Here is a 23,460-nt window from a genome sequence, read left to right on the forward strand (position 1 = left end):
CCGACCTACGCGATGGATTTTCCCGCTCCCCTGATCCGGGGCACCCTGATCAAGCGCTACAAGCGCTTCATGGCCGACGTCACGCTGGACGACGGCTCAACGGTGACCGCGCACTGCGCCAACACCGGGTCCATGCTGTCAGTCCAGGCGGCTGGCGCGGAAGTCTGGCTGTCGCCGGCCGACGATCCGAAGCGCAAGCTCAAGTACACCTGGGAACTGGTGCGCGTCGGCGACCATCTGGTGGGCATCAACACCCATCGACCCAACGCCATCGTCGCGGAAGCGGTCGCGGCCGGCGCCGTGCCAGCCCTGGCCGGCTACGACACCCTCCGCCGCGAGGTGAAATACGGCCGCGACAGCCGCATCGACCTGTTGCTGAAGAACGATGGACGCCCCGACTGCTACGTCGAGATCAAGAACGTCCACATGAAGCGCGATCCGGCCGTGCCCGGCCCCGCCGAGTTTCCCGACGCCGTCACCGGCCGTGGCGCCAAACACCTTGAGGAACTGGCGGACATGGTGGCCGCCGGGCACCGTGCCGTCATGGTGTTTCTGGTACAGCGCGGCGATTGCGACCGCGTACGGATTGCAGGCGATATCGATCCGGTCTATTTAGAAGCCCTGAACCGCGCCCTGTCCCTGGGGGTCGAGGCTCTCTGTCTCGCCTGCGCGGTGTCGCCCGAACGGGTCGCCGTGGCCGGCCCTCTCCCCCTGGATCTGGAGCCGTCGCCATCATGACCCAAGCCGCCGCCCGCACCGAATCACAGATCGTGCTGCATGATGAGGATGGGTTCGCCGCCATGCGCGCGGCCGGTCGCCTGGCCGCCGAAACGCTCGACTTCATCACGCCGCATGTTCAGCCGGGCGTCACCACCGACGCCCTGGACCGCCTGTGCGCCGAATTCATCGCCGACCACGGCGCCGTCAGCGCACCCCTGAACTACAAGGGGTTCCCCAAGAGCATTTGCACATCGATCAACCATGTGGTCTGCCACGGCATTCCGGGGCCAAAAACACTCAAGACCGGTGACATCCTGAACATCGACGTCACCCCGATCCTGAACGGCTGGCACGGCGATTCCAGCCGCATGTACTACGTGGGCGAGGTCGGCGTGAAGGCCCGCCGCCTGTGCGAGGTCACCCACGAATCCCTGATGCGCGGCATCCGGGCCGTGCGCCCCGGCGCCACCCTGGGCGACATCGGTCACGCCATCCAGTCCTATGCGGAGGGGGAGCGCTACTCGGTCGTGCGCGATTTCTGCGGCCATGGCGTGGGCCGGGTGTTCCACACCGCGCCCAGCGTCATGCACTTCGGCGAGCCCGGAACCGGCCCGTCCCTTCTGGAAGGCATGATCTTCACTATCGAGCCGATGATCAACGCCGGACGCTGGGAGACCAAGATCCTCTCCGATGGCTGGACCGCCGTGACCAAGGACCGCTCCCTGTCGGCCCAGTTCGAGCACACCATCGGCGTGACGGCCGACGGCTGCGAGATCTTCACCCTGTCACCGAAGGAATGGCACAAGCCGCCGTACGGGGGGTGAGGGCGTCGAACCAAGCGTTATTCGGTTGTGTCATCGGGCGGCGGCATCTGCATCAACCTCGCCCATCGCAACCATGCGGATGACAATATCCCAATCGCGCAGCAGTTCAGCCGGAAATGCCGTTATCGAATACTCCACCGAAGGGTCCAGAACATGCTCGATTTCCGGCAGGACCGGATTGGAGCTTGTCCCGCGATGAAAGGCGGTAACCGGCACGCCCGCATCATGGAGACGCCGCACGACATGCGCCCCGTTGAATCGGGTGCCACCGATCACTAAAGCCTTCATCGTCAGTCCTTCACAGAATAAGGCTTATTCACTTGGCTCCGGGAGAGGTGCGGTCTGGTACCGAGGGACAGCTCTCCGGCACAACATGTTGAGTTTGCCGGAGCCAAGTGAGTAAGCCGGCACAGAATTTCCATAACCCGCGCCAGTTTTGTTTTCGGCTTCGGCAACGCCCTTGCTCAGTGCCGAGCAGTCCAAGGGTCGATAACCGGAACGCCTGCCGCGTCGAAGGCGCAGGCATCACGTGTTGCAACGGTGAACCCGTGCGCGGTTGCGATAGCGGCGATATAGCCGTCCGGCGTTGGAAAGCCCTTGCCCGCCGTGCGGGCCTCAACGGCAAGGTCGGCATAATGACGGGCGGCACCGGTATCGAAGGCCAGAACTCTGCCCTCGAACAGCGGGAGCATCGCGTCGAGCGTGGCGGCGAGCTTCTGCTTGCATCAGCCATCCGGCAGCGCGCCGATGCCGAACAGGAGTTCCGCGACAGTCACGCTGGATATGTAGAGCGTTTCGGCCGCCTGTTCGTCCAGCCAGTCGCGCACGGCAGGGTCCGGCTCCGGCTTCATCGCCTCGGAGACGACATTCGTATCCAGAACGATCATTCAAAGCTCATCGGCGTGGCGGGCGTCTTGTCGCGAGCCTGGTCCAGCGCCGCGAAATCGGCATTGGTCAGTCCGGCCTTGCGGCTCAATGCCGACAGGGCGGACCCGAGGCGCAGGCGCTCGGCGGGACGCACCGCCGATTCCAGAATGTCGCGCATTTCCGCCTCGGCGCTGCGGCCATGCCGGGCCGCGCGCACTTTGAGGGCGCGATGGGTCTCGTCGGAGAGGTTACGAATGGTGACGGCAGGCATCTGATGGCGCCTCCGGTTAAGTGATGGCAATGATAGCAATATATGAAATGTGCCATCATCCATCAAGATGTGGCGGTGCGCGATCCATTCCTGGTCCAGGAAAGGCAGGTTTCTTGAGTAATGGTCTTGTCATGATTTCGGGCTGTTCGGGCGGCGGGAAATCGACCGTGTTGGCTGAATTGAAAGCGCGCGGTCACGCGGTCGTCGAAGAGCCGGGCCGCCGGATCATCGCCGAGGTGACGGCAAATGGTGGGGCCGCTCTGCCGTGGGTCGACCTGGCGGCTTTCCTGCGCCGCGCCATCGAGATGGCGCTGGCTGATCGGCTCGCAGCCGAACGTCATCAAGGCTGGGTGTTTTTCGATCGCGGTCTGGTGGATGCGGCGTCCGCGCTGGAGGCGCTGACCGGCGATCCGGTCTTGCGCCCTCTGTGCATGACGCGTCGTTACCATTTCCGGATGTTCATGGCCCCGCCTTGGCCGGAAATCTATGTGACCGACGCAGATCGCAAGCATGGCTTCGACACAGCGGTCGCGGAGTATGATCGCTTGATGGCGGCGTTCCCGGCCCTGGGCTATGAGGTGATCGCGCTGCCGAAAACCTCGCCGGCGCAGCGTGCCGACTTAATGTTGGCCTGTCTCAATGACGCGAGCGGAATGAGTTGACCGTTGAGTTCGCCAGCCGGGCCAAGGCGGAAGAGCCAACGAAACCGCCTCCGACGATGCAGAAGATGTGCCGCCGGATTTCGGACGGCACAGCCTCCTTGGTGATGCCATGGACAAGCGCCACGATCAGGCGGATGACGGGTGTGCGGATCGTCTCGAAAAGCATGGCCAGGACGCCGAAGGCGACGCCAGCCGAGAACAGCCCGACCCCCCCCCCCCGGCGGCCGTCATGCCCGCCAAGATGACCCCATCGTCAGGTTTAGTCTAAACTTCTAAAGGTTAAGAGATTCGAACCGTTCGCGCGTCAGGCGGAGACGCGCCTGTCGCGCCTCAACGCGGCGACCTGCCTGAACGACCTGCGCACCATGCGTGGGAACAGGCTGGAACCGCTTTCGGGCGACCGAAAGGGCCAATACTCCATCCGAATCAACGACCGTTGGCGCATCTGTTTCGAATGGCCTGAGGGCGTACCCGACCCGTTCAACGTTGAAATCGTGGACTATCACCACTGAAAAACCGAACTGGAGACACCTCATGTTCATGCGCGCCGTGCATCCCGGCGAGATTCTGCGCGAGGAACTGGACGAGGCCGGCATCTCTCCGACCGCTTTGGCGCGTCATCTCGCCGTTCCGCCCAACCGCATCGGTCAGATCCTGGCCGGCAAGCGCGCCATTTCGGGCGACACGGCCTTGCGGTTGGGGCACTGGTTCGGCGTCGCGCCGCAGTTCTGGCTCAACCTTCAGGTCCAGTTCGATCTGGCACAGGCGGCCCGGGACAGCGGCGCGGCCATTCAGGCGTTGCCGACGCTGGCGGATACGGCCGGCGAGATCGGCGCGACATCCTGACCGGGCCGACAGCCCTCCCCCTACCCCAGCACCTTTTCCATCGCGTTGGCCACCGTCTCGATCACCTTGACGCGGGCGAAGCGCTTGTCGTTGGCCTCCACCAGGGTCCAGGGAGCGGTGTGGGTGCTAGTGCGCTCCACCATCTCGTTGACGGCCTGTTCATAGGTGTCCCACCGCTCGCGGTTGCGCCAGTCCTCCTCGGTCAGCTTCCAGCTCTTGTAGGGCGTGTCCTCGCGCGACTGGAACCGCGCCAACTGCTCGTCCTTCGTGATGTGCAGCCAGAATTTGCACAGCACGATGCCGTCCTGGACCAACTGGTCCTCGAAATCGCGGATTTCGGTGTAGGCCCGGCGCCACTCGTCATCGGCGGCGAAGCCCTCGACCCGCTCGACCAGGACGCGGCCATACCAGGAGCGGTCAAAGACGGTCACCCGCCCGGCGCGGCCAAGCTGGCGCCAGAACCGCCACAGGTAGTGCTGCGCGTTTTCCTCGTCGGTGGGAGCGGCGATGGGAATGACCTGAACCTGACGGGCGTCCAGCGCCCGGGTCACGCGGCGGATGGCCCCGCCCTTGCCGGCGGCGTCCCAGCCTTCGAACACCAGCACGGTGGACACACCCTTGCGATGCGCCTTGCGCTGCAGCACGGCAAGGCGGCCCTGCTGCGTTCCCAGCGCGGTGCGGTACGCCTTTTTGTCGAGGGCCTGGGTCATGTCCAGGGTGTCCAGCACCGTGGGTAGATTGGCGCCGACGTCCGGGATCACCGGAGACACGGCCTCGACCCCATGGCGGGACCGGGTGCGGGTCTCCGCCACGGCCCGGCGGTGCTCCAGGTGCCGCGACAGCGCATCGCGCAGACCGCACAGGACCGTCAGCGAGCGGTAGCGGTGGTCCTGACCCTCGACGATGGTCCACCGCGCCTCCGGCACCGAGGTCCGGGCGATCAGACGTTCGGCGGTGTGGATGAACGAATCGTACATCTCCCAGTGCTTCCAGTCCTGGGCCGTCACCCGCCAGCTTTCGTTGGCGTCTTTCTCCAGGGACTTCAGCCGCTTCTTCTGCGCCTGCTTGCCCAGGTGCATCCAGAACTTCAGGATCAGCGCGCCGTCGTCGGCCAGGGTCTTCTCGAACGCGATGACCCGGTTCAGGCGTTCATCGAAGGTGACGTCGTCGATGGCCCCGGTGGCGAATTCCATGAACGGTGTCGAATACCAGCAGGACAGGAACTGTCCGATTCGCCCTTTCGGTGGCAGATCACGCCAGAACCGCCAGTATTCCGGGCGCTCCTGTTCCTCGTCGGAGGTCGACGCATAGGCCCGGGTGACGATCCAGCGTGGGTCCAGCCACTCGTTCAGCAGGTTCATGCTCTCGCCCTTGCCGGCGCCGTCCACACCCGCGAACACCAGGATGACCGGAAAATCGGCGACGCGCAGGGTTTGCTGCAACTCGACCATCTCGATACGCAGGGCGGACTCCAGTTCCTCGAACTCCGCCTTGCTGACCTTGCGCCCCAGTTCAGCCGTCCGGAACATGGCATCCTCCCCTGCCGCCTCTCACTGGCCACGAAGCCAACCCCGGCTCCCGAGCCCCGGCGGCAGCGTACTCCCGCGCACCCCGGGCTGTCATGTGATTGCAACAGCACCGTGGCCGTCGCACACGCGGAACGGTCCATGGGATTCCGAGCAAGGGGGTGTGAAAATGCCGCGCCCTCTGCTAGGGTGTCGCCACCCTGGAGGGCCGGCCTCCCGGAGAGTCGTTGGTGTGCCGTGGCATGCCGAACGCCCTCACCGGACGCAGAACGCGGATGTTGGTGGTTTTCCGCCGCCGACACCTGTTAGTGCGCGCCGAAGCTCCCATTTCATTGACAACAACATGCAAGACCGCATTCCGGTCACAGTCCTGGAGGAGGAAGTCTGAATGGCTGTTCGTGTCGCGATCAACGGGTTCGGCCGCATCGGCCGTCTGGTGCTGCGTTCGCTGCTGGAAAACGGGCGTACCGACGTGGAAGTCGTCGCCGTCAACGACCTGGGCTCGGCGGAGGCCAACGCCCACCTGCTGAAATATGACACCGTTCACGGCATTCTGCCCAAGGACGTCTCGTCCACCGACGATTCGATCATCGTGGATGGCACGTCCATCAAGGTGCTGGCCGAGCGTGACCCGACCAATCTGCCGTGGGGCGATCTGGGCATCGACATCGTGATGGAATGCACGGGCATCTTCACCGCCCGCGACAAGGCCGCCATGCACCTGACCGCCGGTGCCAAGCGCGTGCTGGTCTCCGCCCCGGCCACCGGCGCCGACCTGACCGTGGTCTACGGCGTGAACCACGACAAGCTGACGGGTGAGCATCTGGTCGTCTCCAACGCCTCGTGCACCACCAACTGCCTGGCCCCGGTGGCCAAGGTCCTGAACGAGACCTTCGGCCTGACGCGCGGCTTCATGACCACCATCCACAGCTACACCGGCGATCAACGCACGGTGGACACGCTGCACAAGGACCTGCGCCGGGCGCGCGGTGCCGCCGACAATATCATCCCGACCTCGACCGGCGCGGCCAAGGCCGTCGGGCTCGTGCTGCCGGAGTTGTCGGGCAAGCTGGACGGTGTCGCCATCCGCGTGCCGACCCCGAACGTCTCGCTGGTGGACCTGAAGGTCGAACTCGGCAAGAGCACGGACGCCGACGCCATCAACGCCGCCATGGTCGAGGCCGCCAAGGGCGCGCTGAAGGGTGTGCTGGACGTCAACACCGCGCCGCTGGTCTCCAGCGACTTCAACCACAACAGCTTCAGTTCCGTGTTCGACGCCACCGGCACCAAGGTGATCGACGGCAATTTCGCCCGCGTCGTGAGCTGGTACGATAACGAGTGGGGCTTCTCGACCCGCATGGCGGACACCGCCGTGGCGATGGCCAAGACCATCTGACGGCCCTGAACAGCCGGCGGCCCTCGACCCGGCGCATCGTCGGGCCGGGAGCCGCCGCGGTTTCGCGGTCCCGGCCGCGCGTCAGCAGACCGTCTCCCCAACCGTCGCCACGACCGCCCCGGTCTGGCGGCGGTGGTCTGTGTGGGCGCCGCCCCGGAGTTCCGGCCCCTCGACACGGAGAGGATCCATGGCAGACTTCAAGACCCTCGACGACATCGACGTCAACGGCAAACGCGTGCTGGTGCGCGCCGACCTGAACGTGCCCATCCGCAACGGCGTCGTCACCGATACCACCCGCATCGACCGCTCGGCCGAGACCATCAAGGACCTGATGGCCAAAGGGGCCTGCGTCGTCGTCATGTCGCACTTCGGCCGGCCCAAGGGCCAACGCGTGCCGGAGATGTCGCTGCGCCCCATCGTCGAGCCGCTGTCCAAGGCCCTGGGCGGCGTGCCGGTGGCGTTCGCCGATGACTGCATCGGCCCCGGCGCCGAGACCCTGGTCAACGGACTGGCCCCCGGCGACGTGGCGTTGCTGGAGAACGTGCGCTACCACGCCGGCGAGGAAAAGAACGACCCCGATCTGGCCCGCCAATTGGCCGAACTGGGCGATGTCTACGTCAACGACGCCTTTTCGTCCGCCCACCGCGCCCATTCGTCCACCGAGTACATCGCCCAGCTTCTGCCGTCGGCCGCCGGCCGCCTGATGGAGGCCGAACTCAAGGCCCTCGGCAAGGCGCTGGAGAACCCCACCCGCCCGGTGGCCGCCATCGTCGGCGGCGCCAAGGTCTCCACCAAGCTGGACCTGCTGGGCAACATGGTCTCCAAGGTGGACATGATCGTCATCGGCGGCGGCATGGCCAACACCTTCCTCTATGCCCAGGGCATCGAGGTCGGCGCCAGCCTGTGCGAGAAGGACATGGCGGATACCGCCCGCGCCATCCTGGAGAAGGCCAAGGTCGAGAACTGCGAGATCGTGCTGCCGGTGGATGCCGTGGTGGCCGGCGAGTTCAAGGAGGGCGCGGCCAACGAGACCGTGGACGTCAACGCCGTGCCGGCCGACAAGATGATCCTGGACGTCGGCGCGGCCTCCGCCCGCATGGTCGCGGACAAGCTGGCCGGCTGCAAGACGCTGGTCTGGAATGGCCCCATGGGCGCGTTCGAGATCAAGCCGTTCGACGCCGCCACCAACCTGGTCGCCCAGGAAGCCGCCAAGTTGACCACCGAGGGCAAGTTGCTCACCGTGGCCGGCGGCGGCGACACCGTCTCGGCCCTGGCCAATGCCGGTGTCATCGACCAGTTCTCGTATGTCTCCACCGCCGGCGGCGCCTTCCTGGAATGGCTGGAAGGCAAGACCCTGCCCGGCGTGGCGGCGCTGAAGGACTGAGCGGTCGGCCGGACATCCGGCACCCGTCGAAACACCATGGGGCGGCCTCGCGTGCGTGCGGGGCCGCCTTTCTTTACGCGTTCAGAGCATGACACCAACAGAGCGATCACCGGGCCTTCAAAGCCCGTCCCGCCCGGAACCGGACCCCCCGATCACTCGGTCACGGTGATGTCGACAGTGTCCCCGAACAACTCGATCTGCTCCTGCCCCGGCGTGGTCGCCGTGAACCGAACGGCACGGGCCGGCGTGGGGCCGTTGCACCGTCGGCTGCGACGCTCGCCGACGCCGCCGTCCGAGAACGTGCCCACGCTCACCATCGGCAAACGCGCCGCCACGGCGGACCAATCCGGTGGCGCCTCGCCGCACTGACCGCGCGCGCCGTGAATGATGGCGGACTGTCCGACCGAAAGCGTCACGGTCTCTCGGTAGGGAATGTTCTGAGCCATGGCGGTGGAGAAAATCGCGCCCCCCAACAGACAGCCGAACACGATCAGGCCGATACGCGGGAACACAGTCATGACGGACCTCCAATGCTGTCGTTGAGACCGGGAGTATGCACGTCGTTTCCCTATTGAGTCGAGTGACCAAGGCTTTACGATATTTCCGGACGGCATCGATGGCCTTGCCCGCGACCGGTTTCGGGGCCGCATGGTGGAAAACGTGCTCCGACGGCAGTATAACTCACCGCTCGCGCGGTGACCGCGCCCGGGTCCGACCCGCCCGGATGACGGTCGCACGGCGCCCCCTGGATCGGCCCGAAGGTGAGTCATGACCGCCCCAGCCCCCAGCGATCCCGAAGACGACATCCACCTGCCGGACCGGTTTCCGGTGCTGGATCGGCTGACGTCCGTCGTGCGGCGGTGGATGGTCACCCTTTGGGGCGCGGCCGCCACCCTGATGGCACCCGGCGATCCATGGATCGTCGGTCTGCTTCTGGTGCCCACGTTTTTCCTGGAACTGAGGTGGGTGACGCGCGCCCACGACCTTCGTGTCCGGAACGTCGATTTGCTCGCGGTGCTCACAGGGAGCGAAACCCGACCGCCCCCCAGGCCGGTCCTGCCCAGCCGACGGCAGGCCCTCTGGATGGGTGGCGTGCTGGTGGCGTTGTTTGTCGTGGCGTCCCTGAGTCTGTTTGTTGGAACATCGAACAGGATCGGCCTCGGGGCGCAATACGCTCTGATCGTTCTACCCTACAGTTTCGCGGGGTTGATGATTTCAAGGTACATGATGGATTTGGGCTACACAAGGCGCTATAGGCATCTGGCTAAAATGAGGGGAAAGCCACGCGCGTCAGCAGGACCTTGGATTACTGAATTAATATTTTTTGTTTTGTGCTTCAAAAAAGAGCAAAAGATTGCTGGAGAGCATTATTTATACATTTCTATGTCTTTTATGCTATTTTTCTTTCAAATTTTGATTTTTCGCCACATCCATGCGCTCGACGCCAAACTCGTTTCGTTCTTTTTAGTAGCGCCACCTTTGTTCCTGTTTGGGTGTTTGGTGTTGATTTCCTCCCACTGGCAAGCGGTCATGGACCGTGCCATTATCGCCGACCGTCCGGACAGCCCAACAACGTGGAACTGAGGGACCGGGACATCTTGCCATTGTCTGGTCGACGTCGGGGCGACACGAGACGGAACCAACGCACAGTCAGGCCGATCAGACGGCCTGCAACCCCGCGCGCCCCCGCCGCCCGGGGTTGCCGATCCGTCGCGAACCGGGTAACCAGCCTCGTGCCGCGTTGACTTGATCGGACGGGATCGGACACTCCGGAGAGCCGCAATGCATGTGCTCGTTCTCGGTGCCGGCGTGGTCGGTGCCACCACAGCCTGTCTACTGGCCCGCGACGGCCACGACGTGACCGTGGTGGACCGCCAGCCCGGCCCCGGCCTGGAGACCAGCTTCGCCAACGGCGGCCAGATTGCCGCCAGCCACGCTGAACCCTGGGCCAGCCCGCACCTGTTGCCGAAGCTCGCGCGCTGGCTGGGCCGGGACGACGCGCCGCTTCAATTCCGCTGGCTGCGCCTGGACCCGGCCCTGTGGGGCTGGGGCGCACGCTTTCTGCTCAACTGCCGCTCCGCCGCATACGCCCGCAACATGGAGCGGGCGGTGCGCCTTGCCCTGTACAGCCGCGACCGGCTGCGCGCGCTGCGCGCGGACCTGTCTCTCGCCTACGACGCCCGCACCGACGGAATCGTCCACGTCTACCGCGATTCCGCGAGCCTGCCCGTGGCGGCGGCCGCCGCCGAGATCATGACCGCCGCCGGTCTGGAACGGCGCCGCGTCAGCATCGAGGAGGCGGTGGCGTTGGAGCCAGCCCTGGCCGACGCCGCGCCGTCGCTGGCCGGCGCCTTCTTCAGCCCCGGCGACGAAAGCGGCGACGCCCATCTGTTCACCGAAGCCATGGCGGATCACGCCAAACGGCTCGGCGCCCGGTTTCTGTACGGCACCACAACGCGGGGCCTGATCCGCGATCCCGCCAACCCGGCGCGCCTAACCGGGGCCGAGACGGACGCCGGCCCCATCGAGGTCGACGCGGTCGTGCTGGCCCTGGGCAGCTTCTCGCCGGCCGTGGCGCGCACCGTGGGCTTGCGGCTGCCCGTCTATCCCGCCAAGGGCTACTCCATCACCCTGGCCGTGCGCGAGGGCGACCAGGCGCCCCGCGTCAGCATCACGGACGATGAACAGCGCATGGTCTTTTCGCGCCTGGGGCATCGCCTGCGTTGCGCCGGGACGGCGGCGCTGGAGGGGTGGAGCACCTCCCTGAACCCGACCCGCGTCGCCCTGACGGTCCGGAACGCCACGAGCCTGTTCCCGCGCGGCGGCGACTATGACGATCCGCAACCCTGGTGCGGCCTGCGCCCGGCGACCCCGGATTCCGTGCCGATCCTGGGCTTGGCACCCCGCTTCGAGAACCTGTGGCTGAACACCGGGCACGGCACCATGGGCTGGGCCATGGCCGCCGGCTCAGCCCAGATCACAGCCGACCTGATCGCCGGCCGCGGCACGGCCATTGACGTCTCCGACCTCGGCGCCGGACGGTTCCATGGCATTTAACGGGTGCATCCACCCTGGACGAATGCCCCCGGCGGCACAATGTCAGGCAGGCCACAGCCCAACCCCGCCACCAAGAGGGAGAGACACCCCGTGAGCGACACCGCCTTTGACATCGTGGTCGTTGGCGGCGGCCCCGGCGGCTACGTCGCCGCCATCCGCGCCGCCCAACTCGGCCTGAAGACCGCCGTGGTCGAGCGCGAGCACCTGGGCGGCATCTGCCTCAACTGGGGTTGCATCCCGACCAAGGCGTTGCTGCGCTCTGCGGAGGTCCACCGCATGATGCGCCACGCCAGCGACTTCGGGCTCTCCGCCGATAACGTGCGGTTCGACCTCGACGCCGTGGTCAAACGCTCGCGAGCGGTGGCCGGACAACTCACCAAGGGCGTCACACACCTGCTGAAGAAGAACAAGGTCACGGTCTTCGACGGCCACGCCCGCCTGAAGGGCGGCGGCGCACTCGCGGTCACCAAGGACGATAAGCCGGTCGCCGACCTGACCGCCAAGCACATCATCCTGGCCACGGGCGCGCGCGCCCGCACCCTGCCCGGCCTGGAGCCCGACGGACGCTTGGTCTGGACCTACAAGGAGGCCATGGTCCCGCCGGCCATGCCCAAGTCCCTGCTCGTCATCGGCTCCGGCGCCATCGGCATCGAGTTCGCCAGCTTCTTCCACGAGATGGGCGCCGAAACCACGGTCGTGGAAGTCATGGACCGGATCCTGCCGGTCGAGGACCCGGAGATCTCCGCCTTCGCCCGCAAGGCGTTCGAGAAACAGGGCCTGACCCTCCACACCGCGACCCAGGTCAAGGCGCTGGAGAAGGGTGAGGACTCGGTGACCTGCACCTTGGAAGGCAAGGACGGCAACACCGCCAAGGTCACGGTCGACCGCGTCATCGTGGCCGTGGGCATCGTCGGCAACGTCGAGGACATCGGCTTGGAAACCACCAAGGTCGAGGTGGACCGCACCCACGTCGTCACCGACGACTGGTGCCGCACCGCCGAACCAGGCCTGTACGCCATCGGCGACCTGACCGGCCCGCCGTGGCTGGCGCACAAGGCCAGCCACGAGGGCGTGTTGTGCGTCGAGCGGATCGCCGGAGTCGCCGACGTCCATCCGCTCGACACCCGGCGCATTCCCGGCTGCACCTACTGCCATCCCCAGATCGCCAGCGTCGGCCTGACCGAAGAGAAGGCCAAGGCGGCCGGCCACACGGTGCGGGTCGGCCGTTTCCCCTTCATGGGCAACGGCAAGGCCATCGCCCTGGGAGAGCCCGAGGGCCTCGTCAAAACCGTGTTCGACGCCGAAACCGGCGAGTTGCTGGGCGCCCACATGATCGGCGCCGAGGTGACCGAACTGATTCAGGGCTACGCCGTCGCGATGACCCTGGAAACCACCGAGGCCGAGTTGATGCACACCGTCTTCCCCCACCCCACCCTGTCGGAGATGATGCACGAGTCCGTTCTTGACGCCCATGGACGGGCCGTCCATTTCTAGGGCCATGGATGACGGACCCGTAACACACCGGGACCCGGAAGCGCCCGACCCGCGTCCGCGCCACCCGGAGAAAGCCCACCGACCGGACCAGGAGTCGCCCCGCAAGCCGGCATGGATCCGGGCCAAGGCCCCGACCTCGCGCGAGGCCTCCGAGGTCCGCAGCCTGATGCGCGACAAGAAGTTGGCCACGGTGTGCGAGGAAGCCGCCTGCCCGAATCTGGGCGAGTGCTGGCAGCGCCGCCATGCCTCTTTCATGATCCTGGGCGACACCTGCACGCGGGCCTGCGCGTTCTGCAACGTGCGCACCGGCAAGCCCGCGCCGCCCGATCCTGGTGAGCCGGAACGGCTGGCCGAGTCCGTGGCGGCGATGGGCCTGACCCATGTGGTGGTCACGTCGGTGGACCGCGACGACCTGCCGGACGGCGGCGCCCGCCAGTTCCAGCGCACCACCCAGGCTATCCGGGCCGCCGCCCCGTCCACGACGGTGGAAGTCCTGACGCCCGATTTTCGCGACAAGCCCGGGGCGCTGGAGATCGTTCTCGAAACGCCGCCGGAGGTCTTCAACCACAACCTCGAAACGGTGCCCCGGCTGTATCCGTCGATCCGCCCCGGCGCCCGCTATTTCAACAGCCTGCGCCTGCTGCAGCGGGCCAAGGAGTTGAATCCCTCCCTGTTCACCAAATCCGGAATCATGCTGGGCCTGGGCGAGACTCCGGAGGAGGTGGGACAGGTGATGGATGACCTCCGCGCCGCCGGGGTGGACTTCCTGACCATCGGGCAGTATCTGCAACCGACCCGCAAGCACGCCGCCGTGGATCGCTACGTTCCGCCGGAGGACTTCGAGGCCCTTGCCCGAACCGCTCGGGCCAAGGGGTTTCTCATGGTCTCGGCGACCCCGATGACCCGCTCATCGTATCACGCCGACCGCGATTTCGAGGCCCTGCGCCGCGCCCGCCTGGACCAGTCGAGGACACCCTGACGCCATGCCCACACATGCCGAAAAGCGGTTCGTGCCGTATACAGCCCGGGAGATGTACGACCTCGTGGTCGATGTGGAAAAGTATCCGCAGTTCCTGCCGTGGTGCCTCGCCTCCCGGATCAAGAAGCGCGAGGGCAACGTTTTCTTCGCGGACCTGGTGGTCGGTTTCAAGATGATCCGCGAGCGGTTCACGTCCCGGGTCACCCAGACGTCGGGGGAGCGGATCGACGTGGCCTACACCGAAGGGCCGTTCCACTACCTGAACAACCACTGGATTTTTGAACCGGCCGACGACGGCTGCATGATCGACTTCTACGTCGATTTCGAGTTCCGCTCCGCGTTCCTGCAGAAGATCATGGGCAGCCTGTTCAACGAAGCGGTGCGGCGCATGGTGCAGGCGTTCGACAAGCGCGCCGAACAACTCTACGGGTATCGCCCCACGCCGCCGGGTCGCACCCGAAAGAGCTTTCCCTCGCCTTCCGGCCCGCAAAGCACGACCGCGCACACTCGTTGACCACGCCCCTCGTTCCGGGATACAAATCAGGAACGGTAACCGCACGGGGTCGGCATGTTTCCCATACACGCCAGTTCACAGCCCCTGATCGGGCTCCTGATGGGGGCGGTGCTGGCCATGGTGCCCGGCGCCGCGCGGGCCCAGGGCACCGAGACCCAGGACGATGCGGCCCCGGCCGGCGAAACCCTCGTCATCAGCGAGGAGGAGGCCAGGGCCTGCGCCGCGCGCCTCGAACCCATGGTCGCCAGTTTCGCCAACCCGATGACCGACATCTACATCCGCCGCGTGGAGGGGCCCGCGTTCCAGGTCTGGGCGCCGCGCGGGGACGAACCAGACGCGCCCTTCCGCCCCTGGTGCGTCACCACGCTGGAGGCCCTTTCGTCGGTGTCGTTCCTCAACCCGGACAATCGCGCCACCGTGATGGAGCTGGCCGCAGCGTCCAGTTCGGAGCCACCGCCGGCCCGTCAGGTTCCCCCCGACGCCCCCGCGCCGCCGCCAACCGTCGTCGTTGAGCCCGGCGACGATGAGGAGGAACCGCGCGGCCTGCCCGCCGCATTCCAGCGCCTCCCAGCAAGGGGCGGACGCTCGGCTCCGCTGCTCGGCGTGCCCATCCGGCCGGATATGCTGCCCAGCTTGGCGCGGGCGCCTGTGGCCCTGTGCATCGAGGCCGGCAACCAAGCCACGGTCCTGTTCAACCGCACGAGCGGCGTGATGGTGGGCGCGGAATGCCGGACCCCCGACGGCGAGGCGATGCCTCTGACGGTTCTGACTGCCGATGTGCTGTCCGCCGAGGCGGCGCCGACCGGACAATAGAGCGAATCCCGAGCGATCCGGGACGGATGGCAACGCCGATTTGATTGAGGATCAAACGGTTGGGGCGCGCTGGGTGAGTCAGACCTCGCGCAAAGCGCCCTGTCGCCGAACAGGGCTCCTCTTTGGCCCGCGACATGCCCGCTCCCGAAACCCCGCCTTGCCCGGCATGCCAAGGCCCAATCCGCAACACGGCAACGGGGTCAGGTTAACGGGCGGCGGCAGATTTCAGTGGCGCACGGGATCCGAGGGGGGATTCAACAGGCGTCTGCCCCCAGAACCGGAGCCGAACGCCGGGGCAAGATCACTGAAGAAACACGATATTTCATCTCATCGGCGATCCTGAGCCCTCAACGCGCGGCCGACGCCGTTCGCGGACACTGGGGCATCGAAAGACTGGGGCATCGAAAGACTGGGGCATCGAAAGCATGCATTGGTCCCTCGACGTCACCTTCGAGGAGGACCAATCGCGACTGCGAAGGGGGCATGGCGCCCAGAACATGGCCCTTGTGCGCCGCTTCGCCTTCCACATCATCCGCGCCGGACGCGGCAGGCGATCCAATAAAACCACCTGAAAGGTCGCCGGCTGGGACCCCTCCGTCATTGCCCAGCTCATTGCAGGCCCGGGTCATTAACCTGGACTCGTTGCCCTGGGCGCGAGGCGCCATCGGTTGCGTCGTGACATCGCACGGGCTTTACAATGGCGGGCCAAAGGGGCTAGAAACGCCCTCCCGCTTCGAGGCGGTGGGGTCCGTCGGACGCCGCCGTACCGTACCTGTGGAGGGGTGCCGGAGTGGTCGAACGGGCCGGTCTCGAAAACCGGAGTACGGGCAACCGTACCGTGGGTTCGAATCCCACCCCCTCCGCCAACACACCCACGCCCCGAATTTCCTAACGATTTCAAGGAGTTCTGGGCGGCTCGGGTGGGGGTCACACCCACGTTTCACACCCACGCTTGGCCAGCCTCCAGGACCTCTGGGGGGTGCAATTGCACGACGTAGGGTCTTGCACCCCCAGGGCCTCCAAACGACATCATCACCCGCACCTTCCCCGAGACCGACACCCCGATCCGTGTCGTCATGATCAACGACGAGCCGTGGTTCGTGGCGGTCGATGTGTGCTTCGTGCTGGGATATGTGAATGGCCGTGATGCCGTTCACGCCCACACCGAACCCCACCAGCGGAATACCGTCGTGATTCGCGACGGAAATCGCGGCAACCCCAGCCGCCTTGCCGTCTCCAAGGGTGGTCTCTTCGCCCTCATCCTCGGTAGTCACCTACCGACCGCCCGCCGGTTCAAGGCATGGGTCACCGACGTTGTCCTCCCGGCCCTGGAGAAGGACGGCGCCTATGTGATGGGCGAGGAGAAGGTCGCGACCGGCGAGATGTCCCCGGACGACCTGATCAAGAGGGGCTTGCTCCGACCCCTAATCTGATACGGGGTGCCGATCTCCAGCTTCCTCTTGGCCACCTCTGCTTCCTGCTCGGTGCCTCGTTCCGCCATAGCGTGGAGCTTCTGGGCGTACTCAGCGTCGGCCTGGGTGAATGGAGGGGTCTTGGGGGTGGGCTTGGAGCGCCGCTCCGCGTGTGCGTCGAGGAAGGCCCGGATGCTGTCGTGGGTCTCAAAAGCGACACGCGTGTCGTTTTCATTGGCGATCCTGGCTACCCGCATGTAGCGCTCTGCCTCGCGCTTCGAGACGCCCGCGTTCGCCGCTGCCCGTGAGGAACCAACTTCTTGGCCCTCAACAGCTTCTCACCGGCCCGCTGGGCAGCCAGAAGCATCCCCTTGGCATGACCCAGGACCTCCTGGTGGTCGTCCTTGATCCCCCATGCCAACGCCGTCAGTTCCGGCACGGACACGGCGGTCTCTTTCAGGGCTTCGATGGTGTCCTGGTGGTGTGTCATTGGGTCCTCGCTTCGTTACTCTGGGAGGGTTGATAGTGCGATAGGGGAACCCAATCCTAACCCCTTGATTTCAAAACGAACTCCAACCGCCACCACAAAACAGACTGAGCGGGAGCCCATATCGGGAGCTGCCTAAGCGACAGCGGACCCCCGCCCAACCCTTGGCGAGACCCAGCCGTGTTACCCAGAGACCCAGCCCCTCGGGGTCACGATCACATGGACACGGCCAGCATACATGAGAACCTCACCGTCCTCTTCACGAACCACCCCAAACCGCCTTCCCTCGGGATGCGGATAAAGGGGGGTCTGCCCACTGGGCAACACCTGGAACCACACCTTCGCGCCGAACACATCGAAGAACATCCTTTCGACCTCCCTCTTGAATGAAACAACGCGAAGACGCTACCAGCCCACAGAAGACACGAAAAGGCTTGTTCTGAAATCATTCTCGTGTAGGGTCTCGCCATACCACAAGACCATCCCAGACCTGGGACGATCCCGTTACTGGAACCTCGGTGTTCCGATGATCCCAGAGTTCAACGCGGAATTATACTCAAGCTGCCCATGCCCCGGAATATCAAGGATGATCCGCCCTTCGCGGGTCACCCAAGCGTCCATCCCAGAGTCTTCAGCAGCCTGAACGATCACCTCCGGGCTCGTCGCCGGGAGCGCGTCCCGGTAGAACTCACGGGCCAGCCCCCGGAACCCATCAAGGTTCCCGTTGGTGAACTGCTTCCGCAACGCATCGGCCCCTTCCCGAGCCCGCATGGTCGCCGCCCAGTGCCAGAACTGATCCGCCACCTCATCAGCGATCCCTTCAGCCTCCAGGACCTTGTTCCGCTGCGCCGTGTACCCAGCGTTCAACCGTTCGAGCTTGTCGGCGGCTTCCTCCTCGGTGATCCCCATCGACGCCGCCATGCGCCCAATGGACTTCTCCGAGAGCCCGCCTTGATCCACAACCTCATTGATCGCCGCGTGAACGTCATCCGTCGAGGCAACAGACGTGACCTCCTCCAGGATGCCCCGCGCCTCAACGTCCTCCAGGGCCTCGAAACCGCCCCGTTCGGTCATGTCCACCTCTTCGCCACCACGATCCGGGTCTTCAGGTGCAACCGTGGTGGCCTCAGGCTTTCCCAGGCTGCCCCCAGCGTCTTCATATCCGCCGACCGCAGACGGCCTGATGAACCCCATGGACGCCGCCACCTTCACCGACGTCTCAACGCCGCCGACATAGACCACGTCCGAGTCCTTCACCTCGTGCGGCGCAACGGGCGTACGTGACCACCCATTCCGCGCCGTCCCGATCACCGAATAGTCCGCATGGGCGCCGGGACGATCCATCGCGGACACCTTCCCTTCTGTGTGGGGCTGGGAGGCACCCCCGCGCCCATCGTACTGAATGCGAGTCACCGAGCTTCCGCTGTCGGCGGCAAACCGATCCGTCATCAAGTTCCCGCTCCGCTTCTGCTCAAGTTCCTCGTAGACTTCTCGGGAGTTCTCCCCGATCTGAATTGATGTAAAGTCACCCATTTCTTGTCTTACCTTTCTACGTTGTAAACCAGTCTTCTGGCATGTGCTTACCGGACCACTTCCAGCCCCACCGCTCCACACGTTTGGCAACGGTGGTTTTCGAGCGCCCGGCTTTTCCGTTGGGGTTCTGTAGGACAAACCGGAGGTCAATCTCCGGTCGCCTAAAGACGTCACAATGAGACCCGAGAACATGCGCGTACTTCTTCACGTCACGCTCAGGCATCCAGCCTTTCGCCTCAATGAAGAAGACATATCCATCGGGGAGTGTAACGGTGAAATCGGGGAGGTAGTAGGTGTCCCCGTAAGGAATGCAAGTAACCTCGTGGCCATACACAACGCCCATCGCGTCAAGCTGTCGCGCCACTTCTGCTTCGAACTTGCTCCGATATCGTCCAGTCTTCTGGACGTGCTTGAATGCTTCTTCCACTTCCTGGTAGCCCCGAAGAGACCCTCGGGTCCTTGGTCGGTTGTCTGAGGTGACCTCGCAGGGTTCGGCAGGATGCTCGCATCTGAGGATGCTCCGCCAATCCCATGGGCCACCACCGAGAGGCACTATGCCCCGCGCTACCTCGTGAAGTGGTTGTTATCGCACCCCCGCAGGGGTGCAATTGCACGACGTAGGGTCTGCACCCCTAGAAGTCCTCTTCGTCGTCCTCCCGTTCGTCCCTCGGGTCCTCTCCAAGCTCCTCCCGGATCGCCGCAGAGATGGCCAGAGCATTCCTCGGAGCCACCTTCGCAATGGCCTTGCCGGCAATCTCAGGGTTGCCCGCGAACTGGTGCCCAAGGTGTCGCCTCATCCTTCTCGCGTAGTCTTCCGCCAGTCGTTCCACTTCCTCCTCCGTCATGCCTCGCCATTCCAAATCTTCACGTCCATCCAGGATTCCCCTGGCCCTGATCCATGACGACTCCCCAGGATCACCTTCGAGACCCTTCCCAAGCCATTCCCGTCTCGAACGCCTCATGTAGGCCACCAGCCGTTCCGAGACGCTGGCCGCTTGGGCAATCTCCTTCTTCGTCAGGCCAACCCTGCCTTCACTGCGCTCCGCCATGGTGACCAGCCTCCAAGCAGCCTCAGACCGCTCCCATTGGCTCATCTGAAGTCGTGCCCGCGAGTTCGCCCGACCCGCCCTCAGGATCGCCCTTGAGGGCTTCTCTCTCAGGACCCGAACGGGCACCTTGCGATCCTTCCAGACCGGAACCCGGTGATAGGCTGCAAGCCGGTGATGACCATCGACCACGAAGAACTTCCCATGGGCTGGCACCACGTCGAGCGCCTCCAGGGGGTCCTTGTCGTTCACCTCCAGGGCCTTCCTGAGGTCTTCAACGTGATCCGCGTTGAACTCCTCGGAGAGGTCCCGAAGCTGAAACACTCGAGGCAACACCCTGATCGAACTCAAGGGAAGCTCAAGTCTCGTAAAGCCTTCCTGGACACCATGCCACCCCTCATCCAAGGCAACGAGCGCCTCATGGGCCTCCAAGTCTTCACGTTCCTCAAGTACCAACATGATGGCCTCCCTTCGAACTCTCACCGTGAATAACCCGGTGCATCTCCTTGACCCGCTCCTTCTCTTCCTCCTCTTCACGCTGAACCTTGCGAACCACGCTGAGGCAAGACGGCATGATGACCTTAAAGATCAACTCCCCGAGCCTCTCCAACGTCTTCGCCGGGGGGTCCTTGCAATACCGCTTAGGCTTCCCATCGGTCGGGCTCACGGACTGGCCAACGTGCTGATCGGTCATCCGCCGGAACACCCGCGCCACCTGGAACCGCGCCGCCCGATCACTCCGAAACCGCCGGGGGTCCTCCAACCACACCCAGGCAAACGCAATGAGCCTCAGCATGATGTCCCGCGCGTCGTTCTCATCGCTCACCGCGCGAATGCTGTAGCAAGCCTGGGTGGTATAGCGATGGGTCGGCTTACCGCTTTCCCTGATCTTGATTTCCCCGTCGGCCCACTCAGCGAACCGCCGCCAGTTCTCCTCCAACACGGCCCACACCCGCGCCGCATCGTCGCGCCGCTCAATGAACTCCCGCGCGGCCTTCTCGTAGGGTCGCAACTCCCGGAGCTTCAGCCCGACTTGCTCCGGGTGCCCGTGGCGATGGGCCGTCCGCCGGTGCTTCTCACACATCCGCCGGTATCCGGTGGCCAACGCGAGACACCCAGGGACCTCGCACGTCCGCCCCCTGAGCAGCCTGGGTGATACCCGTTGAAACTGCTTCGCTCTTGTCATGTCCTTTCCTTCCAGTTGTTAAGAACCGTTCCCACCCCCTCTCGAACAGACAGACGCCACACAAAAAAGAGACCCAGCCCCCTCGCAGGGACCGGGCCTCAGTTAGTGGCTTAAGGTAAGACGATCCGGTTCATACCGTTGGCCCCGCAGGGCCGGCATCCGTCCCCGCATGTCGGCACGGGGACAGTTTTATAGCCTAAAGAGGAACCTAATACCGCAACGGGCATTCATGTCAGGACACAACCGCATCCCATCATCCCAGGGAGCCTCGTGGGTGCCCGTCTCGATCACCCGGCCACGAACCCACCAGAACCCGAGACGGCCACCACACGGCCCCGCAAAGCTACTCACCACGGATAACCCGATAGACCGACGCACGACCAACTCCCATCCGCTGGGCAATCTCAGTCGGACCCATGCCCTCCCGGTGAAGCCGTCGCACCTCCTCCCGGTCAATGCTCCGCTTCCGCCCCTTGTACACGCCGCGAGCCTTCGCCTTCTCAATGCCCTCCATCTGGCGTTCCCGGCGGAGGTTCGTCTCGAACTCAGCAAACACCCCGAGCATATCCAGGAACGCCTTGCCCGCCGCCGTCCCGGTGTCCACCGGCTGTTCCGTACAGACCAACGCCGCGCCCTTCTCCCGGAGCGTCTTCACGATCACCTGAAGGTCCCCGATAGACCGCGCCAGACGGTCAATCCGCGTGACCACGAGGGCATCACCTTCCCGGATAAACTCGAGGATGGACGCCAATTCGGGCCGTCCGTTCGTGGTGGTCCCGCTGGCCTTCTCGGTCCTGATCGTCTCGCACCCGGCATCCCGGAGCGCTTGAACCTGAACGTCGGTGTCCTGATCCATGGTGGAGACGCGGGCATATCCGATCTTGGTGGTCATGGTGGGCCGTCCTTCCATGTATCAATAGGGTTTAGACCCACCCACAATGGCGTCTCAAAATGCCAAAGTCAACCCTATTGATCCGCAGAAACCCTCACTTCCGGTGTCTCACCAAATCGCCTCGTTACGGTACACCTCAACGATACGCCATGCGCCCCACCGTCACAGAGGGGAACCCAATGCCGTTGTCATCGCCGATGACACGTCCCACCCCCTGACAGCCAGCCTCCGCCGCACCCAGAGCCACGACCTCGAGCCCCGGACGGCACCCCCCTACCCAGGGTCAAAGAGAAGCACACGAACAATCCCGCTGCCCGACAACGCGCCTCGCTCACCATGACGTCACGGCCCCGGCCACGGGGGAACCACGCGCAAACATATATTATAATACCTTCTCACATTTTTGCGGTGAAAATCCGGGGGTCCCATCGTCATACGCCAACAACTCGACGGCTTCCTTCAGCGTCTCAAGGCGGTTCCGATTGCCATAGGTCCCATAGGTCATGGTCGGCTTATCGTGCCCCACGATGTCCGCCGCGACATTCTCCGGGACCCCGGCGCGTTCAAGCTGGGTGACCACGGTTTTCCGTATTGAGTGGAAGACGAACCTCTCCTCGAAACCGAGTGCCGTCTTGAGCCTCCCGAACCGCTTCCCGACCGCGTTGCTCCGATCCCCGTACTTATTCCGGGTCAGGCCGGACACCACGAAGCCGTCCTTACTGGCCTTGACCAACTCCGCCATGATCGGCGCCAGCCGGGAATGAATGGGCACCTCCCGCCACCCGGCCTCCGTCTTCGCGTCGATCACCTCAAAGTGTCCATCGTGGACATTCTCGACCTTCAGTGAGCAAAGTTCTTCGATCCGGCATCCGGTCCACATACCAAGCCGGATCACCTCCGCGAGCTTCGCGTCTCCCTTGGCCTCCGCCGCACGAAGGAGCCTCACCACGTCGTCCGGCTCGAACACCCGCCAACGATCAAACCGGGACCCGCGTTGCCCGTTGCTGCTGCCCTTCGATCCCTTGGCCAGCCCCTTGAACGGATCGAACTCCGCCGGGACAACCTCCATGTTCTCCAGGTGTCGCCAGTATCCCCGAACCGCCGCGAGAATCCGCTGAACGGTCTTTTGGCTGAGCCCATCCGGCCCCGCCATCAGGTCATTGACCCACTGGGTCGCCGCCCTCCGGGTTACGTCTTCGACATAGGGGAACCGCTCCGAGAACCGCCGAAGGTCACTCCGGTACATATCCCGTTGCTTGTCCCTTAGGTTCCCCTTTGTGGCCAACCACTCTTCGGCCATGTCGGCGGTCTTCACCACCTGAGCCGTGGCGATCCCGTAGAACCGCCGTCCGTCCTTCACCTCGGGCTGTTCCTCGAACTCGGGATGCTCGGGGTCCATGATCCGGGACCTATGCGTAATGTCGTCCGCGAGGTCCCCAATATGCCACTCAAGGAGTGATCCTGCTCCAAAACGGTGGACACCTCCGTTAAGCTCCCCTGGGAGCGGAGAGGTGAAACGATGACGACTGAAACGCGACGATCCTTCACGGA

The 23,460-nt window shown here is 64.7% G+C and carries 26 protein-coding genes, 1 tRNA gene and 1 pseudogene; 16 read left to right on the plus strand and 12 right to left on the minus strand.

Annotation, left to right across the window (positions count from 1 at the left end; all coding sequences use genetic code 11):
• Positions 1-12: 12 nt before the first annotated feature.
• Positions 13-738 carry a DNA/RNA nuclease SfsA gene (gene sfsA, locus BLS85_RS16545; RefSeq protein WP_092787851.1) on the plus strand — a complete coding sequence of 242 codons (726 nt, stop codon included), beginning with the start codon at positions 13-15 and terminating at the stop codon, positions 736-738.
• Positions 735-1,544, plus strand: coding sequence for a type I methionyl aminopeptidase (gene map, locus BLS85_RS16550; RefSeq protein ID WP_092787852.1), 810 nt, complete (start codon positions 735-737; stop codon positions 1,542-1,544). Before sfsA ends, map begins: the two co-directional genes overlap by 4 nt.
• Before the next feature lie 30 nt (positions 1,545-1,574).
• Here map and BLS85_RS16555 read toward each other — a convergent pair whose 3' ends face one another.
• The 3 genes and pseudogenes from BLS85_RS16555 to BLS85_RS16565 form a co-directional block, all read right to left on the minus strand.
• Positions 1,575-1,832: an NAD-dependent epimerase/dehydratase family protein gene (locus tag BLS85_RS16555; protein ID WP_092787853.1), complete on the minus strand. Its 258-nt coding sequence runs from the start codon at positions 1,830-1,832 to the stop codon at positions 1,575-1,577.
• A 176-nt stretch (positions 1,833-2,008) separates the two neighbouring features.
• A pseudogene (locus BLS85_RS16560) lies at positions 2,009-2,431 on the minus strand (PIN domain-containing protein).
• Positions 2,428-2,682, minus strand: coding sequence for a FitA-like ribbon-helix-helix domain-containing protein (locus BLS85_RS16565; protein ID WP_092787854.1), 255 nt, complete (start codon positions 2,680-2,682; stop codon positions 2,428-2,430). The pseudogene BLS85_RS16560 and the gene BLS85_RS16565 overlap by 4 nt, the downstream one beginning before the upstream one ends.
• A gap of 113 nt (positions 2,683-2,795) precedes the next feature.
• On the opposite strand from BLS85_RS16565, the gene BLS85_RS16570 reads away from it, so the two are divergent.
• The 3 genes from BLS85_RS16570 (at position 2,796) to BLS85_RS16585 (ending at position 4,190) form a co-directional block, all read left to right on the plus strand.
• A complete protein-coding gene (locus BLS85_RS16570; protein ID WP_245699268.1) occupies positions 2,796-3,344 on the plus strand; it encodes an AAA family ATPase in 549 nt (182 codons plus the stop codon).
• Between the two features lie 320 nt (positions 3,345-3,664).
• Positions 3,665-3,856 carry a type II toxin-antitoxin system RelE/ParE family toxin gene (locus tag BLS85_RS16580; RefSeq protein ID WP_092787857.1) on the plus strand — a complete coding sequence of 64 codons (192 nt, stop codon included), beginning with the start codon at positions 3,665-3,667 and terminating at the stop codon, positions 3,854-3,856.
• Positions 3,857-3,878: 22 nt separating this feature from the next.
• Positions 3,879-4,190: a HigA family addiction module antitoxin gene (locus BLS85_RS16585; protein ID WP_092787858.1), complete on the plus strand. Its 312-nt coding sequence runs from the start codon at positions 3,879-3,881 to the stop codon at positions 4,188-4,190.
• 20 nt (positions 4,191-4,210) lie between these two features.
• On the opposite strand, the gene pap is transcribed toward BLS85_RS16585, so the two are convergent.
• The gene (pap, locus tag BLS85_RS16590; protein ID WP_092787859.1) at positions 4,211-5,719 is read right to left on the minus strand and encodes a polyphosphate:AMP phosphotransferase; all 1,509 of its coding nucleotides are present in this window, start codon (positions 5,717-5,719) and stop codon (positions 4,211-4,213) included.
• A gap of 385 nt (positions 5,720-6,104) precedes the next feature.
• On the opposite strand from pap, the gene gap reads away from it, so the two are divergent.
• Both gap and BLS85_RS16600 read left to right on the plus strand, forming a co-directional pair.
• Complete coding sequence (gap, locus tag BLS85_RS16595; RefSeq protein WP_092787860.1) at positions 6,105-7,112, plus strand: type I glyceraldehyde-3-phosphate dehydrogenase; 1,008 nt, start codon at positions 6,105-6,107, stop codon at positions 7,110-7,112.
• A 187-nt stretch (positions 7,113-7,299) separates the two neighbouring features.
• A complete protein-coding gene (locus BLS85_RS16600) occupies positions 7,300-8,496 on the plus strand; it encodes a phosphoglycerate kinase (protein WP_092787861.1) in 1,197 nt (398 codons plus the stop codon).
• A gap of 152 nt (positions 8,497-8,648) precedes the next feature.
• Here BLS85_RS16600 and BLS85_RS16605 read toward each other — a convergent pair whose 3' ends face one another.
• On the minus strand, positions 8,649-9,014 hold the full coding sequence (locus BLS85_RS16605) for a hypothetical protein (protein WP_092787862.1): 366 nt from the start codon (positions 9,012-9,014) through the stop codon (positions 8,649-8,651).
• Between the two features lie 250 nt (positions 9,015-9,264).
• On the opposite strand from BLS85_RS16605, the gene BLS85_RS16610 reads away from it, so the two are divergent.
• From BLS85_RS16610 to BLS85_RS16645, 9 genes are all read left to right on the plus strand, one after another.
• Positions 9,265-10,080 carry a hypothetical protein gene (locus BLS85_RS16610; RefSeq protein WP_092787863.1) on the plus strand — a complete coding sequence of 272 codons (816 nt, stop codon included), beginning with the start codon at positions 9,265-9,267 and terminating at the stop codon, positions 10,078-10,080.
• Between the two features lie 198 nt (positions 10,081-10,278).
• Positions 10,279-11,553: a D-amino acid dehydrogenase gene (locus BLS85_RS16615; RefSeq protein WP_092787864.1), complete on the plus strand. Its 1,275-nt coding sequence runs from the start codon at positions 10,279-10,281 to the stop codon at positions 11,551-11,553.
• A 90-nt stretch (positions 11,554-11,643) separates the two neighbouring features.
• On the plus strand, positions 11,644-13,047 hold the full coding sequence (lpdA, locus tag BLS85_RS16620) for a dihydrolipoyl dehydrogenase (RefSeq protein ID WP_092787865.1): 1,404 nt from the start codon (positions 11,644-11,646) through the stop codon (positions 13,045-13,047).
• Positions 13,048-13,051: 4 nt separating this feature from the next.
• The gene (lipA, locus tag BLS85_RS16625) at positions 13,052-14,026 is read left to right on the plus strand and encodes a lipoyl synthase (RefSeq protein WP_092787866.1); all 975 of its coding nucleotides are present in this window, start codon (positions 13,052-13,054) and stop codon (positions 14,024-14,026) included.
• Between the two features lie 4 nt (positions 14,027-14,030).
• The gene (locus BLS85_RS16630) at positions 14,031-14,540 is read left to right on the plus strand and encodes a type II toxin-antitoxin system RatA family toxin (RefSeq protein ID WP_092787867.1); all 510 of its coding nucleotides are present in this window, start codon (positions 14,031-14,033) and stop codon (positions 14,538-14,540) included.
• A 54-nt stretch (positions 14,541-14,594) separates the two neighbouring features.
• Positions 14,595-15,353 carry a hypothetical protein gene (locus BLS85_RS16635; RefSeq protein WP_092787868.1) on the plus strand — a complete coding sequence of 253 codons (759 nt, stop codon included), beginning with the start codon at positions 14,595-14,597 and terminating at the stop codon, positions 15,351-15,353.
• A 425-nt stretch (positions 15,354-15,778) separates the two neighbouring features.
• The gene (locus BLS85_RS19190; RefSeq protein ID WP_176793846.1) at positions 15,779-15,925 is read left to right on the plus strand and encodes a hypothetical protein; all 147 of its coding nucleotides are present in this window, start codon (positions 15,779-15,781) and stop codon (positions 15,923-15,925) included.
• Between the two features lie 204 nt (positions 15,926-16,129).
• Positions 16,130-16,219, plus strand: a tRNA-Ser gene (locus tag BLS85_RS16640).
• A gap of 210 nt (positions 16,220-16,429) precedes the next feature.
• On the plus strand, positions 16,430-16,786 hold the full coding sequence (locus tag BLS85_RS16645) for a BRO-N domain-containing protein (protein ID WP_092787869.1): 357 nt from the start codon (positions 16,430-16,432) through the stop codon (positions 16,784-16,786).
• A 226-nt stretch (positions 16,787-17,012) separates the two neighbouring features.
• On the opposite strand, the gene BLS85_RS16650 is transcribed toward BLS85_RS16645, so the two are convergent.
• The 7 genes from BLS85_RS16650 to BLS85_RS16685 form a co-directional block, all read right to left on the minus strand.
• Positions 17,013-17,255, minus strand: coding sequence for a hypothetical protein (locus BLS85_RS16650; protein WP_092787870.1), 243 nt, complete (start codon positions 17,253-17,255; stop codon positions 17,013-17,015).
• 501 nt (positions 17,256-17,756) lie between these two features.
• Positions 17,757-18,596: a hypothetical protein gene (locus BLS85_RS19195; RefSeq protein ID WP_176793848.1), complete on the minus strand. Its 840-nt coding sequence runs from the start codon at positions 18,594-18,596 to the stop codon at positions 17,757-17,759.
• Between the two features lie 205 nt (positions 18,597-18,801).
• Positions 18,802-19,338 (minus strand): PDDEXK family nuclease, encoded by a 537-nt coding sequence (locus tag BLS85_RS19815; RefSeq protein ID WP_425438488.1) that lies wholly within the window; start codon positions 19,336-19,338, stop codon positions 18,802-18,804.
• 79 nt (positions 19,339-19,417) lie between these two features.
• Positions 19,418-20,290, minus strand: a complete 873-nt coding sequence (locus BLS85_RS16670) for a ParB/RepB/Spo0J family partition protein (RefSeq protein ID WP_092787874.1) — start codon at positions 20,288-20,290, stop codon at positions 19,418-19,420.
• Positions 20,277-20,915, minus strand: coding sequence for a hypothetical protein (locus BLS85_RS16675; protein WP_092787875.1), 639 nt, complete (start codon positions 20,913-20,915; stop codon positions 20,277-20,279). Before BLS85_RS16675 ends, BLS85_RS16670 begins: the two co-directional genes overlap by 14 nt.
• A 445-nt stretch (positions 20,916-21,360) precedes the next feature.
• Entirely contained in the window at positions 21,361-21,909 is a 549-nt protein-coding gene (locus BLS85_RS16680) for a recombinase family protein (protein ID WP_092787876.1), read from the minus strand.
• Positions 21,910-22,291: 382 nt separating this feature from the next.
• A partial coding sequence (locus tag BLS85_RS16685; RefSeq protein ID WP_218128466.1) for a tyrosine-type recombinase/integrase occupies positions 22,292-23,460 on the minus strand: 1,169 nt, incomplete at its 5' end.

This window comes from Rhodospira trueperi (assembly GCF_900101965.1).
Taxonomy (GTDB): Bacteria; Pseudomonadota; Alphaproteobacteria; order Rhodospirillales; family Rhodospirillaceae; genus Rhodospira; species Rhodospira trueperi.

What these genes read in the sequence shown, in the direction of transcription:
- BLS85_RS16565 (WP_092787854.1), bottom strand. Translation starts at nt 2,682, where the DNA reads ATGCCTGCCGTCACCATTCGTAACCTCTCCGACGAGACCCATCGCGCC.
- BLS85_RS16675 (WP_092787875.1), bottom strand. Translation starts at nt 20,915, where the DNA reads ATGTGTGAGAAGCACCGGCGGACGGCCCATCGCCACGGGCACCCGGAG.
- map (WP_092787852.1), top strand. Translation starts at nt 735, where the DNA reads ATGACCCAAGCCGCCGCCCGCACCGAATCACAGATCGTGCTGCATGAT.
- BLS85_RS16680 (WP_092787876.1), bottom strand. Translation starts at nt 21,909, where the DNA reads ATGACCACCAAGATCGGATATGCCCGCGTCTCCACCATGGATCAGGAC.
- BLS85_RS16555 (WP_092787853.1), bottom strand. Translation starts at nt 1,832, where the DNA reads ATGAAGGCTTTAGTGATCGGTGGCACCCGATTCAACGGGGCGCATGTC.
- BLS85_RS16645 (WP_092787869.1), top strand. Translation starts at nt 16,430, where the DNA reads ATGATCAACGACGAGCCGTGGTTCGTGGCGGTCGATGTGTGCTTCGTG.
- gap (WP_092787860.1), top strand. Translation starts at nt 6,105, where the DNA reads ATGGCTGTTCGTGTCGCGATCAACGGGTTCGGCCGCATCGGCCGTCTG.
- BLS85_RS16630 (WP_092787867.1), top strand. Translation starts at nt 14,031, where the DNA reads ATGCCCACACATGCCGAAAAGCGGTTCGTGCCGTATACAGCCCGGGAG.
- pap (WP_092787859.1), bottom strand. Translation starts at nt 5,719, where the DNA reads ATGTTCCGGACGGCTGAACTGGGGCGCAAGGTCAGCAAGGCGGAGTTC.
- BLS85_RS16585 (WP_092787858.1), top strand. Translation starts at nt 3,879, where the DNA reads ATGTTCATGCGCGCCGTGCATCCCGGCGAGATTCTGCGCGAGGAACTG.
- BLS85_RS16600 (WP_092787861.1), top strand. Translation starts at nt 7,300, where the DNA reads ATGGCAGACTTCAAGACCCTCGACGACATCGACGTCAACGGCAAACGC.
- BLS85_RS16615 (WP_092787864.1), top strand. Translation starts at nt 10,279, where the DNA reads ATGCATGTGCTCGTTCTCGGTGCCGGCGTGGTCGGTGCCACCACAGCC.
- BLS85_RS16610 (WP_092787863.1), top strand. Translation starts at nt 9,265, where the DNA reads ATGACCGCCCCAGCCCCCAGCGATCCCGAAGACGACATCCACCTGCCG.
- BLS85_RS19190 (WP_176793846.1), top strand. Translation starts at nt 15,779, where the DNA reads ATGCATTGGTCCCTCGACGTCACCTTCGAGGAGGACCAATCGCGACTG.
- BLS85_RS16670 (WP_092787874.1), bottom strand. Translation starts at nt 20,290, where the DNA reads ATGTTGGTACTTGAGGAACGTGAAGACTTGGAGGCCCATGAGGCGCTC.
- BLS85_RS16650 (WP_092787870.1), bottom strand. Translation starts at nt 17,255, where the DNA reads ATGACACACCACCAGGACACCATCGAAGCCCTGAAAGAGACCGCCGTG.
- BLS85_RS19195 (WP_176793848.1), bottom strand. Translation starts at nt 18,596, where the DNA reads ATGGATCGTCCCGGCGCCCATGCGGACTATTCGGTGATCGGGACGGCG.
- sfsA (WP_092787851.1), top strand. Translation starts at nt 13, where the DNA reads ATGGATTTTCCCGCTCCCCTGATCCGGGGCACCCTGATCAAGCGCTAC.
- BLS85_RS16605 (WP_092787862.1), bottom strand. Translation starts at nt 9,014, where the DNA reads ATGACTGTGTTCCCGCGTATCGGCCTGATCGTGTTCGGCTGTCTGTTG.
- BLS85_RS16635 (WP_092787868.1), top strand. Translation starts at nt 14,595, where the DNA reads ATGTTTCCCATACACGCCAGTTCACAGCCCCTGATCGGGCTCCTGATG.
- lipA (WP_092787866.1), top strand. Translation starts at nt 13,052, where the DNA reads ATGGATGACGGACCCGTAACACACCGGGACCCGGAAGCGCCCGACCCG.